The sequence below is a fragment of the Arthrobacter ramosus genome (assembly GCF_039535095.1).
GTDB lineage: Bacteria > Actinomycetota > Actinomycetes > Actinomycetales > Micrococcaceae > Arthrobacter > Arthrobacter ramosus.
Genome location: NZ_BAAAWN010000001.1, coordinates 2,162,185 through 2,175,865, shown reverse-complemented (window position 1 = coordinate 2,175,865; position 13,681 = coordinate 2,162,185). Strand labels below are relative to the sequence as shown.

Below are 13,681 nucleotides of genomic sequence, written 5' to 3'. Positions count from 1 at the left end.
ATATATGTTGCGTTGGTTGACTGCCGGTGAATCCCATGGCCCGGCACTGCTCGGAATTGTTGAAGGCGTCCCCGCCGGTGTGGAACTCACCAGCGGGGAAATTCGTGACGCCCTGGCGCGTCGCCGCCTCGGCTATGGCCGCGGCGCCCGGATGAAGTTCGAGCAGGACGAAGTGAGCATCCTTGGCGGCGTCAGGCACGGCGTGACGCAGGGCGGCCCCGTCGCGATCCAGATCGGCAACACCGAATGGCCCAAATGGGAGCAGATCATGTCTGCCGACCCGGTGGACCCCGCGCTTCTCGCAGACCAAGCCCGGAACGCGCCCTTGACCCGTCCGCGCCCCGGACATGCAGATTTCACCGGCATGCAGAAGTACGGATTCCCTGAGGCCCGCCCTGTCCTGGAACGCGCCAGCGCCCGGGAAACGGCCACGCGTGTCGCTTTGGGTACGGTTGCCTCGCAATTCCTGAAGCAGCTTGGGATTGAGCTCGTGAGCCACACCGTATCCATCGCGAGCGTGACCGTGCCCGAGGGCCGTCCGCTGCCTCTGCCGTCCGACGTTCTGGCCCTCGATGCCGATCCTTTGCGTTGCTTCGATCGAGAGACCTCCGACGCCATGGTGGCCGAGGTTGACGCAGCACACAAGGAAGGCGAGACCCTCGGCGGTGTTGTCGAAGTCCTCGCCTACGGCCTTCCGCCGGGACTCGGTAGCTACGTGCACTGGGACCGCCGCCTCGACTCCCGCCTGGCTGCCGCCCTGATGGGCATCCAGGCGATCAAGGGCGTCGAAGTCGGCGATGGCTTCCTGACCGCGGCACGCCGAGGCTCCGCCGCGCACGATGAAATCGTCAAGGACGAGACCGGCCGGATCGTCCGCAAGACCAACCGTGCCGGTGGCATTGAAGGCGGCATGAGCATCGGTGAAGTCCTGCGTGTCCGCGCCGCCATGAAGCCCATCGCCACCGTCCCGCGTGCATTGAGGACCATCGACGTCAGCACCGGTGAAGCCTCCAAAGCGCACCACCAGCGCTCCGACGTCTGTGCCGTCCCGGCTGCAGGTGTCGTTGCCGAGGCCATGGTCGCCTTGGTTCTGGCCGAAGCCGTCGCTGAGAAGTTCGGCGGTGACTCCGTCGCTGAAACCGCACGAAACCTTCGGGGTTACCTGGACAGCATCCCGGCAAACCTGGACTCGGTCGGCCACTAGTGGTCCGCGGTACCTCGGGCGCCGGTCACGGGCCTGCGATAGCTTTGGTGGGACCGATGGCCGTCGGTAAGTCAGTCATTGGCCACCAGCTCGCCCAGCAATTGGGCGTGCCGTTTGTGGACACGGACGTCGTCATTGTTGAGCACCACGGAACCATCGCGGACATCTTCGCCGGTCGCGGAGAGCACGCTTTCCGGGAGATCGAGGCCCGGACTGTGGCGCGTGCTGTCGAAACCGCGAACGTCAACGGCGGGGTTGTTTCACTTGGCGGGGGTGCGGTGCTCGATTCCGGTACGCAGCAGCTGCTGGGTGACTGCACCGTCGTCTATCTCGAGTGCGATGCGGAGACGGTAGCCGAACGCATCGCCCGCAACACTGGCCGGCCGCTCCTGGCGGGCGACGCCATGGCGCGTTGGGAAGCCCTGTTTGCTGCAAGGCGTCCAGTCTATGAACGCTTGGCAGATGTCACCGTCGATGTCCGGTCCGGGACCGTGGCGGAAATCGCCCTCCACGTGGAGGAAAGACTGCGTGAATACGCGGCCTTGAAAGAGGAAGTGCAAAAGTGAGCAACGAATCAACTGTCATCAAGGTCAGCGGCCAGTCCGCCAACGAGAACTACGATGTCGTCGTCGGGCGCGGCCTCTTGGAGACCCTTCCCGCGAAGCTGGGGGAACGTGTCAGGCGGGTACTCGTGGTCCACCCGCGTGCCCTGCGACTTACGGGCGATACGGTCCGTGCCGAACTTGAGGCTGCCGGATTCACCGCCCTCACCGCTGAGATCCCTGACGCCGAAGAAGGCAAGCACATCCAGGTCGCCGCCTTCTGCTGGCAAGTGCTTGGCCAGAACGACTTCACCCGCTCCGACGCCATCGTGGCGGTCGGCGGCGGCGCGGTCACCGACCTCGCCGGATTCGTCGCTGCCACCTGGCTGCGCGGTGTCAAGGTCATCCACATGCCCACGAGCCTCCTTGGCATGGTGGACGCTTCAGTAGGCGGTAAGACCGGTATCAACACGGCAGAAGGCAAGAACCTGGTGGGTTCCTTCCACCCGCCCGCGGCTGTCCTCGCGGACCTGGACACGCTCCAGACGCTGCCCAGGAACGAGCTGATCTCCGGAATGGCAGAGGTCATCAAGTGCGGCTTCATTGCCGACCCCGCCATCCTGGAACTCGTCGAAAACAAGCCGGAGGAAGTCACCGATCCAGGCTCGGCCGTGCTCCGCGAGCTCATCGAACGTGCCATTGCCGTCAAAGCGAAGGTGGTTTCCGAGGACCTCAAGGAATCCGGCCTTCGTGAAATCCTCAACTACGGGCACACGCTCGGCCATGCGATCGAACTCGTGGAACGCTACTCGTGGCGGCATGGCGCAGCGGTTTCGGTCGGCATGATGTTTGCCGCTGAGCTTGCCCGCAGCGTCGGGCGGCTTTCCGACGTCGATGCCGACAGGCACCGCACCATCCTTGAGGGACTCGGGTTGCCGGTCACCTACCGCCGGGACCGCTGGCAGGGCCTGCTCGACGGCATGCGCCGTGACAAGAAGTCCAGAGGAGACCTCTTGCGTTTCGTGGTGCTCGACGGCGTGGCCAAGCCCGGAATCCTCGACGTACCGGACACCTCGCTGCTCTTCGCTGCCTACCAGGAGATCGCATCATGACCACCGAGACCTTCAGCAGCATCAGTGATTGGCCCACGGGCGGATTCCCCGGGGTGCGCACCAATCCGGATACGCTCCTGCCGGCTATCGTCAACGAGGAAGTCATGCAGTCCGCACTGGCCGAGTCCAGCGATCCGGCTGACCGCATCATGGCGCTCATGCTCGAAGGCCACCCGGGCGAAGCCGCCGAGTTGTTGGCCGAGGCGCGCTACAACGATCCCGAGTCGTTCAAATTGCGGATCTTTGAGGCCGAACTGCACCGTGCCACCAACCGCTTTGACCGTGCCGTGGAGCTCTTCCGCCAGCTACTGGGCGAAGTCCACGGGACCGCCAAAGAACCGATCGTCCACCAGTATTTGGGGCGGGCCTATTTTGTGGCCGGCAATCACGTCGCCGCAGCAGAGTCGTTTACCAGGGCCTTGGACCTGCGTGTTGCCTTGGCAGCTGACGCTTCCCTGATCTACTCCTCGGCTGTGGCCCTGCAACGCGCCCGGAACGTCCTCGAGTTCGCCTCCTGACAAGGGCGCGGAAGGCGTGGCGCATTTTGCCGGTAGAATGGACTTTGGATTTTTGATAAATACGCGCTGGCTGCCGTCAAGGCATGCCTGCTTGGCATAGTCGGCTGGAGCCAGAAGGCGTAGCTAGAACCAGTGAGAGAAACCAGAGGATACTAGTGGCAACCACAAATGACATCAAGAACGGAACCGTGCTGAAGCTCGAGGGCCAGCTCTGGAACATCATTGAGTTCCAGCACGTCAAGCCGGGCAAGGGCGGCGCGTTCGTGCGCACGAAGATGCGCAACGTCATGTCGGGCAAGGTGGTCGACAAGACCTTCAACGCCGGCCTCAAGATCGAAACTGCCACGGTTGACCGCCGCGACTACCAGTACCTGTACCAGGACGGCGCGGACTTCGTGTTCATGGACACCCAGGACTTCGACCAGATCACGGTTTCCGGTGCCACGGTAGGCGACGCCACCAACTTCATGCTGGAAAACCAGATGGTCAACATTGCCATCCACGAGGGCACCCCGCTCTACATCGAGCTGCCCCCGAGCGTTGTCCTTGAAATCACCTACACCGAGCCGGGCCTGCAGGGCGACCGCTCCTCCGCTGGAACCAAGCCAGCTACCCTTGAGACCGGCTACGAGATCCAGGTGCCCCTGTTCGTTGAGAACAACACCAAGGTCAAGGTAGACACTCGCGACGGCAGCTACCTGGGCCGGGTCAACGACTAGTGAGCGCCCGTGGTAAGGCCCGTAGCAGGGCCCTCGAGGTACTGTTCGAGGCGGAGCAGCGTTCCGCCTCCGCTTTCGAGGTCTTGAAGGCCCGCCGGGAAATGACCGACCTCGTAATCAACCCGTACACAATGGACATCGTGGAAGGCGTGGTTGCCATGCAGCCCACCATCGACGAGTTCCTGCAGACCTACGCCCAGGGCTGGACCCTGGAGCGGATGCCGGCGGTCGACCGCATCATCCTCCGGATCGGCGCCTGGGAACTCCTCTATAACGACGACGTCCCGGACGGCGTGGCCGTCAGCGAAGCGGTGGCACTGGCCAAGGTCATGTCCACCGACGAATCTCCTGCGTTCATCAACGGTCTCCTCGGACGGTTGCAGACGCTGAAGCCTTCCCTGCTCGCTTAGGCGGCGCGGAAAGCATGCGAAGGGCCGGTGCCACAGGAAACTGTGGGCACCGGCCCTTCGCATTACCGGGGTGTGAGCTAAAACGCATCGCCCAGCTCCGGAGCGCGCCTGCCGGGCGTCGCCCCTGTGGTAATTTTGAAGAGCAAATGTTCCTTTTTTAATTCCGTCCCGTGAGGCGGGGAAAGGGGAGACGAGCGATGACTGAAGTCACTGCGCCGGTGCCGTCCCGGGTTGTTCTCAACCACGCGGATATCGACCGCGCGCTCACTCGTATCGCCCACGAGATCCTCGAAGCCAACAAGGGTTCCCAGGATCTGGTTCTTTTGGGCATCCCACGCCGCGGTTATCCGCTGGCGGTTCGGCTGGCAGAAAAAATCGCCGCCGCGGATCCATCCGTCAACGCCTCCGCAATTGTCGGTCAGCTGGACGTCACCATGTTCCGAGACGATCTTTCCCACCAGCCCGCCAGGCCTCCATACCCCACCAAGCTGCCGCTGTCCGGCATCGACAACAAGGTTGTTGTCCTTATCGATGACGTCCTGTACTCGGGACGCACCATCCGGGCAGCCCTCGACGCGATCATCGACCTCGGCAGGCCACGCATCGTCCGCCTGGCCGTCCTCGTGGACCGCGGGCACCGCGAACTGCCGATCCGCGCGGACCACGTCGGCAAGAACCTGCCGACGTCTTCCTCGGAAAAAGTCCGGGTCCACCTTGAAGAATTCGATTCCGTGGATGGTCAGCCCATCAATGAAGTAGTGATCGAGGCAGGCGCATGAAACACCTGCTCTCCACCGAGAACCTGAGTGCCGCGGACGCCATCCGGATCCTGGACACCGCCGAGGAAATGGCGGCGGTAGGGGACCGGGAGGTCAAGAAGCTGCCCGCCCTGCGCGGCCGCACCGTGGTCAACCTCTTCTTCGAGGACTCCACCCGCACCCGCATTTCCTTCGAGGCAGCAGCGAAGCGGCTCTCCGCCGACGTCATCAACTTCGCCGCCAAGGGTTCCTCGGTCTCGAAAGGCGAGTCCCTCAAGGACACCGCGCAGACCCTCGCAGCCATGGGGGCCGATGCCGTAGTCATCCGCCACTGGGCTTCCGGGGCGCCGCACCGCCTGGCCGCGACCGACTGGATCGACGCCGCCGTCATCAACGCCGGGGACGGCACCCATGAACACCCCACGCAGGCTCTCCTGGACGCGTTCACGATGCGCCGACACTGGTCCAAATTGCACGGCTCGGCGTCCACGGGCGCAGACCTCACGGGCATGCGCGTCGCCATCGCCGGCGACGTCCTGCACTCCCGCGTCGCCCGCTCCAACGTGTGGCTCCTGCGCACCCTTGGCGCGGAAGTAACACTCGTAGCCCCGCCCACTTTACTGCCGATCGGCGTAGAACAGTGGCCTTGCAAGGTCAGCTACAACCTCGACGAGACCCTCGAGGCCGGAGTGGACGCCATGATGATGCTCCGGGTCCAAGGTGAGCGCATGAACGCTTCCTTCTTCCCCTCCACCCGCGAGTATTCGCGGCGCTGGGGCTTTGACGATGCCCGCCTCCGCGCCCTCGACGAACTCGGGCTCAAGGACACCATCATCATGCACCCCGGCCCCATGAACCGCGGACTGGAGATCTCTTCCGCCGCCGCCGATTCGCCGCGCTCCACCGTCCTGGCCCAGGTCCGGAACGGCGTGTCGGTCCGGATGGCTGCACTGTACTTGCTGCTCTCGGGGGACTCCCGTGAAGCCGCACCCATGCCGGGCACCGCCCGTTCCGAAAAGGAGAGCAACTGATGACCGAGACCGCAACAGGCACAGCAAGCGTTGTCTACTTGATCCGCGGCGCGGCCATCCTGGGTGGCGACGCCGAGGACCTGCTGATCCGCGACGGCGTCATCGCTGAGCGCGGCATCGGCCTTTCCGCCGAAGGTGCCACCGTCATCGAGGCCGCCGGCCTCGTGGCACTTCCCGGTATGGTCGACATCCACACCCACTTGCGTGAACCCGGCCGCGAAGACGCGGAAACCGTTGAAACAGGTACCCGCGCCGCAGCCCTTGGCGGCTACACCGCGGTCCACGCCATGGCCAACAGCAACCCGGTGGCGGACACCGCCGGCGTCGTCGAGCAGGTCCACAGCCTGGGCCGCGCCTCCGGTTGGGTGGATGTGCGTCCGGTGGGTGCCGTCACGGTCGGGCTCGCCGGCGAGCAGCTCGCCGAACTCGGCGCCATGGCCGACTCGCGCGCCCAGGTCCGGGTCTTCTCCGACGACGGAATCTGCGTCCACGATCCAGTGCTGATGCGCCGCGCCCTCGAGTACGTCAAGGCGTTCGACGGCGTCGTGGCCCAGCACGCGCAGGAACCCCGACTCACCGCGGGTGCCCAGATGAACGAAGGCGCCGTCTCCGCGGTTCTCGGCCTGGCCGGATGGCCCGCGGTTGCCGAGGAGAGCATCATCGCCCGGGATGTCCTCCTGGCCCAGCACGTCGGCTCCCGCCTCCACGTCTGCCACGTATCCACCGCCGGATCGGTGGAAATCGTCCGCTGGGCCAAGGAACGGGGGATCAACGTCACCGCCGAGGTCACGCCCCACCACTTGTTGCTCACCGACGAACTGGTCCGCAGCTACGACCCCGTCTACAAAGTCAACCCGCCCCTGCGCACCGACGCCGATGTCCAGGCGCTCCGTGCCGGACTCGCCGACGGCACCATCGACGTCGTCGGTACGGACCATGCCCCGCATCCGAGCGAGCACAAAGAGTGCGAGTGGGCCCAGGCGGCCATGGGCATGACGGGGCTGGAGACTGCCCTCTCGGTAGTCCAGGAAACCATGATCGAAACCGGGCTCATGACGTGGGCCGACTTCGCCCGCGTCACGTCCACGGTCCCGGCGGCCATCGGCCGCGTGGCAGATCAGGGACGTCCGCTCGAGCCCGGCGAGCCCGCCAACGTGATCCTCGTGGACCCGGCTGCCCGGTGGACAGTGGATCCGCATAAGATGGCGACCATGGGCCGGAACTCACCCTTTGCGGGCAAAGAGCTGCCGGGCGCCGTCGTCGCCACCTTCTTCAAGGGCCACCCGACCGTACTGGACGGCAAGCTCAACACGCCGTACCGCCACGCAGCGGATCCTGCCGGCGCTGGCAGCAACTGATGGACAAACTTGCTTCCTTGCTCCTCGTTGTGGTCCTTGCCGCGGTCGCGGCCGGACTCATTGCGATAGGTTGGCGCGGCAGGCTCAAGCGCCAGGCCGGCCTCGGGCAGCTTCCCGAAGTGCCTGAAAGGCTCAGCCCGGCGGGCGTTGTGACTGAAGGCCAGTACGTGGCCACGACGACGGCGGGAGACTGGCTTGACCGGGTCGCCGTCCACGGGCTTGGCTTCCGCGGGAACGCGGAAATAAGCGTGCATTCGGAAGGCGTCCTCTTCGACCGGAAGGGGACCGCGCCATTATTCGTTCCGGCGGAAGCCGTGACAGATTGCGGCAGCGCCAACGGGATGGCAGGCAAGTTTGTGGAGAAGGATGGACTCGTGGTCTTGAGCTGGATGCTCGGAGAACATGAGCTCGATACCGGATTCAGGACCAGGCACGCCGCCGACAAGCAACCGCTCCTCGAAGCACTTCAAGAATTGATCTCTGCAGCCCCCCAGGCAGATGCCGATAGTGGAAAGTAACAAAGTGACGGACACCAACGCAGTGACAGGCAATACCAACCCAGCAGAGTCCTCCGCGGCAGTGCTGGTCCTCGAAGACGGCCGAACGTTCCGTGGCCGCAGCTACGGCGCCACGGGCGTGGCGCTCGGCGAGGCGGTCTTCGCCACCGGCATGACCGGCTACCAGGAAACCATCACGGACCCCTCCTACGCCCGCCAGCTGGTGGTCCAGACGGCTCCTCACATCGGGAACACGGGAGTGAACAAGGAAGACGCCGAGTCCCGCCGCATCTGGGTGGCCGGCTACGTGGTCCGCGACGCCGCGCGACGCCCTTCGAACTGGCGCTCGGAGCGCAGCCTTGACGCAGAGCTCGTTGAACAGGGCATCGTCGGCATCCAGGCCGTAGACACCCGCGCCATCACCCGCCACCTGCGCGAGCACAAGACCATGCGCGCAGGAATTTTCTCCGGCGAGGCAGCCAAGGCCACCGACAAGGAACTCCTGGACACCGTCCTGGCCAGCGCTCCCATGGAAGGCGCCCGCCTGGCCGAAGAAGTGAGCATTGACAAGGCATACGTCGTCGAACCCGCGGACCACGGCTGGGACGGCGAGCCGAAATTCAGCATCGCCGCGATCGACCTTGGCATCAAGGCCATGACCCCGGTCCGCTTCGCCGAACGCGGCGTACGCGTCCACGTCCTGCCGGCCAGCGCAACGCTGGAAGACGTCAAGGCAGTCAACCCTGATGGCTTCTTCATGTCCAATGGCCCTGGCGACCCTGCCACCGCAGACGCGCAGGTGAAGCTGCTCCGCTCAGTGCTCGACGAGAAGATGCCGTACTTCGGAATCTGCTTCGGCAACCAGATCCTGGGCCGGGCCCTCGGCTTCGGTACTTACAAGCTCAAGTACGGCCACCGCGGGATCAACCAGCCGGTGATGGACCGCCGCACGGGCAAGGTCGAAATCACCTCGCAGAACCACGGCTTCGCCGTCGACGCTCCCATGGACGGCGCCACGATGGCTCCCGAAGAGCGCTTTGGCCGCGTGGAGGTCAGCCACGTGAGCCTCAACGACGACGTCGTCGAAGGACTCGCCTGCCTCGACATCCCGGCCTTCTCGGTCCAGTACCACCCCGAAGCCGCGGCCGGACCGCACGACGCCGCCTACCTCTTCGACCGCTTCATCGACCTGATGGAGAGCACGAAGAACGGCCAGGACGCCGCACAGGCCGCCGACACTCAGACATCGAACTCCGCGAAGAACGAGGACACCAAGTAATGCCAAAGCGTACAGATCTCAAGAGCGTCCTCGTTATCGGTTCCGGCCCGATCGTCATCGGCCAGGCAGCCGAATTCGACTACTCCGGAACCCAGGCCCTGCGGGTGCTCAAAGAGGAGGGCCTGCGCGTCATCCTCGTGAACTCCAACCCGGCCACCATCATGACGGACCCCGAGTTCGCCGATGCCACCTACGTCGAGCCCATCACGCCCGAGGTGGTCGAAAAGATCATCGCCAAAGAACGCCCGGACGCCCTCCTGCCCACCCTGGGTGGACAGACGGCCCTCAACACGGCCATCGCCCTGGACAAGAACGGCGTGCTCGAGAAGTACAACGTCGAACTCATCGGTGCCAACATTGCCGCGATCGAACTCGGCGAGGACCGCGAGAAGTTCAAGGGCGTCGTGGAACGCTGCGGCGCCGAGTCGGCCCGCAGCCACATCATCCACACCATGGATGAAGCACTGACTGCAGCGGAGGACCTCGGCTACCCTATGGTGGTCCGTCCGTCCTTCACCATGGGCGGCCTGGGCTCGGGCCTGGCGTACAACGAGGAGGACCTGCGCCGCATCGTGGGCCAGGGCCTGCAGTACAGCCCCACCTCCGAGGTCCTGCTGGAAGAAAGCATCCTCGGCTGGAAAGAGTACGAGTTGGAGATGATGCGCGACAAGAACGACAACGTCGTTGTTGTCTGTTCCATCGAGAACTTCGATCCGGTAGGCGTCCACACGGGCGACTCCATCACCGTTGCCCCGGCCCTGACCCTGACGGACCGCGAGTACCAGCGGCTGCGCGATATCTCCATCGCCGTCATCCGCGAGGTCGGCGTCGACACCGGCGGCTGCAACATCCAGTTCGCCATCGAGCCGGACACGGGACGCGTCGTCGTCATCGAAATGAACCCGCGTGTTTCGCGTTCCTCGGCGCTTGCCTCCAAGGCCACCGGCTTCGCGATCGCCAAGATCGCCACCAAGCTTTCCCTTGGCTACACCCTGGACGAGATCCCCAACGACATCACCCAGAAGACGCCGGCTTCGTTCGAGCCGACGCTCGACTACGTCGTCGTCAAGGTTCCGCGCTTCGCGTTTGAGAAGTTCCCGGCCGCGGACAACACGTTGACCACCACCATGAAGTCCGTCGGTGAAGCCATGGCCATGGGCCGCAACTTCACGGAGGCCCTGCAGAAGGCCCTTCGCTCCCTTGAGCAGAAGGGTTCGCAGCTGGACTTCAGCCACGTGCCCGAATGGGAAGTTCCGGAACTCATCGAGAAGTCCAAGCGCCCGACGACGGACCGCCTCCACCAGGTCCAGCGCGCCCTGCTCGGCGGTGCTTCGATTGAGGACCTCTACGCCGCCACCAAGATCGATCCGTGGTTCCTGGACCAGCTGCAGCTGCTCAACGAGACCTCCCACGAGATCCGCAAAGCCGGCGCCCTGACGGAAGACATGCTCCGCAACGCCAAGCGCCACGGTTTCTCGGATGAGCAGATCGGCGCCTTGACCCACAACCCGGAGGCGGTTGTCCGCGGCGTCCGGCAGGCCCTGGGCATCCGTCCGGTCTACAAGACCGTGGACACCTGTGCCGCCGAATTCGCCGCGTACACCCCGTACCACTACTCGTCATATGACGAAGAGGACGAGGTCGGCCTGCACTCCAAGCCGTCCGTCATCATCCTGGGTTCGGGCCCCAACCGCATCGGCCAGGGCATCGAGTTCGACTACTCGTGCGTCCACGCCTCCATGGCGTTGCGGAAGGCCGGCTACGAAACCGTCATGGTCAACTGCAACCCGGAAACCGTCTCCACGGATTACGACGTCTCCACGCGCCTCTACTTCGAACCGTTGACACTGGAGGACGTCCTCGAAGTCATCGCGGCAGAGGAGCGCACCGGCGGCGTCATGGGCGTGTTCGTGCAGCTCGGCGGCCAGACCCCGCTCAAGCTCGCACAGCAGCTGGCAGACGCCGGTGTGCCGATCCTGGGCACCTCGCCGGAAGCGATCGACCTTGCCGAGCACCGCGGCATGTTCTCCCGCGTGCTTGACCGGGCCGGACTGATCGCCCCGAAGAACGGCACCGCCGTGTCCTTCGAAGACGCCAAGAAGATCGCCGACGAAATCGGCTACCCGGTCCTCGTCCGTCCGTCCTACGTGCTTGGCGGCCGCGGCATGGAAATCGTCTACGACGAAGCCAACCTCTCCCGCTACATCGCCAACGCCACGGAAATCACCCCGGACCACCCGGTGCTGATCGACCGCTTCCTTGAGGACGCCGTCGAAATCGACGTCGACGCGCTCTTCGACGGTACGGATATGTACCTCGGCGGCATCATGGAGCACATCGAAGAAGCCGGCATCCACTCCGGTGACTCCGCATGCGTCCTGCCTCCCATCACCCTCGGCAGCAACGTGATTGAACGCGTCCGCACGGCCACCCGGGCCATCGCTGAAGGCGTAGGCGTCCGTGGCCTCATCAACATCCAGTTCGCGCTGGCTTCCGACGTGCTCTACGTGCTGGAGGCCAACCCGCGTGCTTCCCGTACGGTTCCGTTCGTCTCCAAGGCAACGGGCGTGCAAATGGCCAAGGCTGCGGCCCTGATCGGTACGGGCGTCACCATCAACCAGCTGCGCAGCGCCTACAAGATGCTGCCGGAGACGGGCGACGGTTCTACCCTGCCGCTCGACGCGCCTGTCGCGGTGAAGGAAGCCGTGCTGCCGTTCAGCCGCTTCCGGACTCCGGAAGGCAAGGTTGTGGACTCGCTGCTCGGCCCGGAAATGCGCTCCACCGGTGAGGTCATGGGCATCGACAAGCACTTCGACACCGCTTTCGCCAAGAGCCAGGCCGCAGCCAACAACGCGCTGCCCACCGAAGGCAAGATCTTCGTTTCTGTCGCCAACCGCGACAAGCGTTCCGTGATCATGGGCGTCAAGCGCCTGTCCGATCTCGGTTTCGAGATTGTCTCCACGGGCGGCACCGCGGATGTCCTGCGCCGCAACGGCATCCAGGCCACCCCGGTCCGCAAGGTCGCAGAAGGCAGCAGCGCAGAAGGCGAAGGGACCATCGCGGACCTCATCATCGCCGGCGAAATCGACATGGTTTTCAACACGCCTTCCGGCGGCGAAGCCCGCAGCGACGGCTACGAACTCCGTGCGGCCGCTACGTCCATCGGCATCCCCTGCATCACCACCGTTGCGGAGTTCAACGCCGCCGTGCAGGCCATCGAGGCACTGCGCACCTACGAGTGGTCGGTGACGAGCCTGCAGGAGCACGCCGCGGCGCTGTCAGCTTCCAAGGCCGCGGCAGCCGAGGCCGTCAATGCCTGAGTCTGCGGCAGCCGGGCAGCGTCCCCTTGCGCGGGCTGTTCTTAGCTCGGGGCCCCGACAGCCGTTCGGTTCCCACCTGGCTGCCGCGATGGCCGCCCGCGGCCCCCTGTGCGTCGGCATTGACCCGCACCCGGGGCTCCTGGCGGACTGGGGATTGAACGACGACGTCGCCGGCCTGGAGCGCTTTTCGCTCACCGTCGTGGAGGCCGTGGCGACGCTCGCTGCCGCGGTAAAACCGCAGGTGGCGCTCTATGAGCGTCACGGCTCCGCAGGCATGGCGGTCTTGGAGCGGACCCTTGCGGCCGCATCCGATGCCGGAGTTTTGAGCATCGCCGACGCCAAACGCGGAGACATCGGTTCCACGATGGCTGCCTATGCCGACGCCTGGCTACGGGATGGCTCCTCCTTGGCAGCAGACTCGGTCACCCTGAGCCCGTACCTCGGCTTCGAGTCGCTGCGCCCGGCGCTCGACCTCGCGGCCGAGTCCGGCCGCGGTGTTTTCGTGCTCGCCCTGACGTCCAACCCCGAGGGCAAGTCCGTGCAGCATGTTGGCGGTTCGGAATCGGTGGCTCGGCGGATTGCCGAGGCTGCGGCCGAGGAAAACCGCCGCTATGCGGGCGCCATGGGGCCTGCGGGTCTGGGCTCGGTCGGTCTCGTGGTGGGTGCCACGATTGGCGCGGCGCTCGTGGAACTTGGGCTGGACCTCGACGCCGTTCACGGGCCCATCCTGGCGCCCGGACTGGGCGCGCAAGGAGCCACGCCCGCGGATCTGCGTTCCACTTTCGGCGCGGCGTACCCGGCGGTCCTGGCGACGTCGAGCCGCGGAATCCTCGCGGCTGGTCCAACGATTGCCGGACTGCGTTCCGCCACGGAGGCCACCCGCGATGGCTTGCTGAAAGGCTGAGCCTGATCTTCGTGGGTCCAATGCATTGC

At 65.1% G+C, this 13,681-nt stretch carries 13 protein-coding genes; all 13 read left to right on the top strand.

Translation table 11 applies throughout. The features are described from left to right. Positions 1 to 4: 4 nt before the first annotated feature. The 13 genes from aroC to pyrF all read left to right on the top strand — a co-directional run bounded on the left by aroC (position 5) and on the right by pyrF (position 13,652). The gene (aroC, locus tag ABD742_RS10060) at positions 5 to 1,204 is read left to right on the top strand and encodes a chorismate synthase (protein WP_234754232.1); all 1,200 of its coding nucleotides are present in this window, start codon (positions 5 to 7) and stop codon (positions 1,202 to 1,204) included. Further along, positions 1,204 to 1,770, top strand: a complete 567-nt coding sequence (locus ABD742_RS10055) for a shikimate kinase (RefSeq protein ID WP_344787815.1) — start codon at positions 1,204 to 1,206, stop codon at positions 1,768 to 1,770. The genes aroC and ABD742_RS10055 overlap by 1 nt, the downstream gene beginning before the upstream one ends. Further along, positions 1,767 to 2,858 (top strand): 3-dehydroquinate synthase, encoded by a 1,092-nt coding sequence (aroB, locus tag ABD742_RS10050; protein WP_234754230.1) that lies wholly within the window; start codon positions 1,767 to 1,769, stop codon positions 2,856 to 2,858. The genes ABD742_RS10055 and aroB overlap by 4 nt, the downstream gene beginning before the upstream one ends. Then, a complete protein-coding gene (locus tag ABD742_RS10045) occupies positions 2,855 to 3,376 on the top strand; it encodes a tetratricopeptide repeat protein (protein WP_234754229.1) in 522 nt (173 codons plus the stop codon). Before aroB ends, ABD742_RS10045 begins: the two co-directional genes overlap by 4 nt. Positions 3,377 to 3,531: 155 nt before the next feature. Continuing rightward, positions 3,532 to 4,095 carry an elongation factor P gene (gene efp, locus ABD742_RS10040; RefSeq protein ID WP_028267136.1) on the top strand — a complete coding sequence of 188 codons (564 nt, stop codon included), beginning with the start codon at positions 3,532 to 3,534 and terminating at the stop codon, positions 4,093 to 4,095. Continuing rightward, positions 4,095 to 4,505 carry a transcription antitermination factor NusB gene (gene nusB, locus ABD742_RS10035; RefSeq protein WP_234754228.1) on the top strand — a complete coding sequence of 137 codons (411 nt, stop codon included), beginning with the start codon at positions 4,095 to 4,097 and terminating at the stop codon, positions 4,503 to 4,505. Before efp ends, nusB begins: the two co-directional genes overlap by 1 nt. A 197-nt stretch (positions 4,506 to 4,702) precedes the next feature. Further along, entirely contained in the window at positions 4,703 to 5,284 is a 582-nt protein-coding gene (pyrR, locus tag ABD742_RS10030) for a bifunctional pyr operon transcriptional regulator/uracil phosphoribosyltransferase PyrR (RefSeq protein ID WP_234754227.1), read from the top strand. Beyond that, positions 5,281 to 6,294, top strand: a complete 1,014-nt coding sequence (locus tag ABD742_RS10025) for an aspartate carbamoyltransferase catalytic subunit (protein ID WP_234754226.1) — start codon at positions 5,281 to 5,283, stop codon at positions 6,292 to 6,294. The genes pyrR and ABD742_RS10025 overlap by 4 nt, the downstream gene beginning before the upstream one ends. Continuing rightward, positions 6,294 to 7,652: a dihydroorotase gene (locus ABD742_RS10020; protein ID WP_234754225.1), complete on the top strand. Its 1,359-nt coding sequence runs from the start codon at positions 6,294 to 6,296 to the stop codon at positions 7,650 to 7,652. Before ABD742_RS10025 ends, ABD742_RS10020 begins: the two co-directional genes overlap by 1 nt. Continuing rightward, positions 7,652 to 8,170, top strand: coding sequence for a PH-like domain-containing protein (locus ABD742_RS10015; protein ID WP_234754224.1), 519 nt, complete (start codon positions 7,652 to 7,654; stop codon positions 8,168 to 8,170). Before ABD742_RS10020 ends, ABD742_RS10015 begins: the two co-directional genes overlap by 1 nt. After that, positions 8,151 to 9,428, top strand: a complete 1,278-nt coding sequence (gene carA, locus ABD742_RS10010) for a glutamine-hydrolyzing carbamoyl-phosphate synthase small subunit (RefSeq protein WP_234754223.1) — start codon at positions 8,151 to 8,153, stop codon at positions 9,426 to 9,428. The genes ABD742_RS10015 and carA overlap by 20 nt, the downstream gene beginning before the upstream one ends. Continuing rightward, positions 9,428 to 12,748: a carbamoyl-phosphate synthase large subunit gene (gene carB, locus ABD742_RS10005; protein ID WP_234754222.1), complete on the top strand. Its 3,321-nt coding sequence runs from the start codon at positions 9,428 to 9,430 to the stop codon at positions 12,746 to 12,748. Before carA ends, carB begins: the two co-directional genes overlap by 1 nt. Continuing rightward, positions 12,741 to 13,652 (top strand): orotidine-5'-phosphate decarboxylase, encoded by a 912-nt coding sequence (gene pyrF / locus ABD742_RS10000; protein ID WP_268819624.1) that lies wholly within the window; start codon positions 12,741 to 12,743, stop codon positions 13,650 to 13,652. Before carB ends, pyrF begins: the two co-directional genes overlap by 8 nt. Positions 13,653 to 13,681: the final 29 nt, after the last annotated feature.